The organism is Actinosynnema sp. NPDC059335, from assembly GCF_042752395.1.
In the GTDB taxonomy this organism is placed as follows: Bacteria; Actinomycetota; Actinomycetes; order Mycobacteriales; family Pseudonocardiaceae; genus Actinosynnema.
The window spans coordinates 1-1,843 of the sequence record NZ_JBHYXZ010000229.1 but is presented as its reverse complement, the minus strand read 5'-3'; the positions used below and the strand labels follow the sequence as shown (position 1 = coordinate 1,843).

Sequence of the window (1,843 nt, the reverse complement as noted above, 5' to 3'; positions counted from 1 at the left end):
CGGGGCACCCGATCAGCTCCCCCACGGTTTGCTGACAACCCCCCCCGCGGGGGCGGGAAGCCGTCACCCGGCGGGCTACCCGGCCCCGCGCTGCCCTGCGGAAGGCGGCCCATGTCCACCGAGTTGGCAAGCGAAGAGATGTTCCCGACCGACGCGCCCCGCAAGCGCCGACGGCGCACGGCCCTGCCGGTCCTGATGGTCTTCCTGCTCTCCCTGTCCGCCGTTGTGGTGGGCGTGACGGCGTCCGGCACGACGACGCGGACGCCGGTCGCGGACCCCGTGCCGCCGGCCGCGGCGGGGGAGGACCTCGGCGACGGCACGCGGCTCGCGCCGTACGAGGTCGTCAACGGGGTCAAGGTGTTCCAGCTGCGGGCGGCGCCGATCTCCTGGGAGGTCTCGCCCGGCAACGTCCGCGAGGCGTTCGCCTACAACGGGATCGTGCCCGGACCCGTGATCCGGATCAACGAGGGCGACACCGTGCGCTTCGTGCTGCAGAACGACCTGCCGGAGCCCACCTCGCTGCACTGGCACGGCATGGACCTGCCCAACGACCAGGACGGCGTGCCCGGCCTGACGCAGCCGGAGGTCGAGCCGGGCCAGAGCTTCACCTACCAGTGGAAGGCCATCAGCACCGGCACCCACTGGTACCACTCGCACATGCACGGCGACCAGGAGGGCAAGGGCCTCTACGGCTCGCTGGAGGTCGTGCCGAGGTTCGGCGACATCGCCTCGGACCGCGACTACCGGTTGATCATCGGCGACGGCCCGCTGGGCTTCGTCTTCAACGGCAAGGGTTTCCCGGCCACCGCGCCGCTGCGGGCGCGGGTCGGCGAGCGGGTGCGCATCCGGCTGATCGGCGCCGGCCCCGAGATGATCCACCCGATCCACCTGCACCTCGGGCACTTCGACCTGGTGGCGCAGGACGGCAGACGGCTGCCGTCACCGCAGCAGATGGACACGGTGCTGGTCGGGGTCGGGCAGACCTACGACCTCATCTGGACACCGACGAGGGTCGGCAAGTGGATGATCCACTGCCACATCTTCTCCCACTCGGAGACCCATCACGGGATGGCCGGGCTGGTGTCCATCGTCAACGTCGACCCGCCCGCCGTCGGCCTCCCGCTGCCCCTGCCCCTGGGCGGCTGACGCGTGACCGCCCACCAGCCCGACGCAACCCCGACCGGTGAAGGGAAAACCATGTCCAGCCCCCAGCGGCGCGCCGCGCTCACCCTCGTCCTGGCGGCGCTCGCCTCCGCCGTCGCGACGATCCTCGTGACGCCCACCGCGTCGGCCCACGTCACCGTCTCACCGGGCACCGTCGAACCGGGCGGCTACGCCCGCGTGGTGTTCCGCGTGCCGAACGAGCGCGACGACGCCTCGACGACCCGGGTGGAGGTGTCCTTCCCGACCGACCACCGGTTCGCCTCCGCGTCCGTGCAACCCGTTCCCGGGTGGACCGCGACCACCCGGACGGAGCCGGTGGACCCGCCCGTCCGGGTGGGCGAGCGCACGGTGTCCGAGGCCGTGACGACCATCGCCTGGGAGGGCGGGACGGTGCCGCCCGGCCAGTTCCAGGAGTTCCCCGTCTCGCTGGGCCCGCTGCCCGCCGCGGGCACCGAGCTGGTGTTCAAGGCGTTGCAGACCTACTCCAGCGGCGAGGTGGTCCGGTGGATCGACGTCGAACGGGACGGCGAGGCCAGGCCGGAGCACCCGGCCCCGACGCTGTCCGTGGTCGCCGCGTCCGCGCCGCGGGCGCCCCCCCCCCCCCCGGCCGGGGGCACGCCGCCCCGGGGGCGCGGGGCGCGCGGGGGGGGGGCGGGCGGTTGAGGGGGTCGGACGCGGC

General features: G+C 73.7%; 2 protein-coding genes. Both read left to right on the top strand.

Annotated features, from left to right (window positions below; translation table 11 throughout):
• Nucleotides 1–111: 111 nt before the first annotated feature.
• Nucleotides 112–1,146 (top strand): multicopper oxidase family protein, encoded by a 1,035-nt coding sequence (locus ACFXGA_RS37820; RefSeq protein ID WP_378097207.1) that lies wholly within the window; start codon nucleotides 112–114, stop codon nucleotides 1,144–1,146.
• A 51-nt stretch (nucleotides 1,147–1,197) separates the two neighbouring features.
• Nucleotides 1,198–1,827 (top strand): YcnI family protein, encoded by a 630-nt coding sequence (locus ACFXGA_RS37815; RefSeq protein ID WP_378097204.1) that lies wholly within the window; start codon nucleotides 1,198–1,200, stop codon nucleotides 1,825–1,827.
• Nucleotides 1,828–1,843 lie beyond the last annotated feature (16 nt).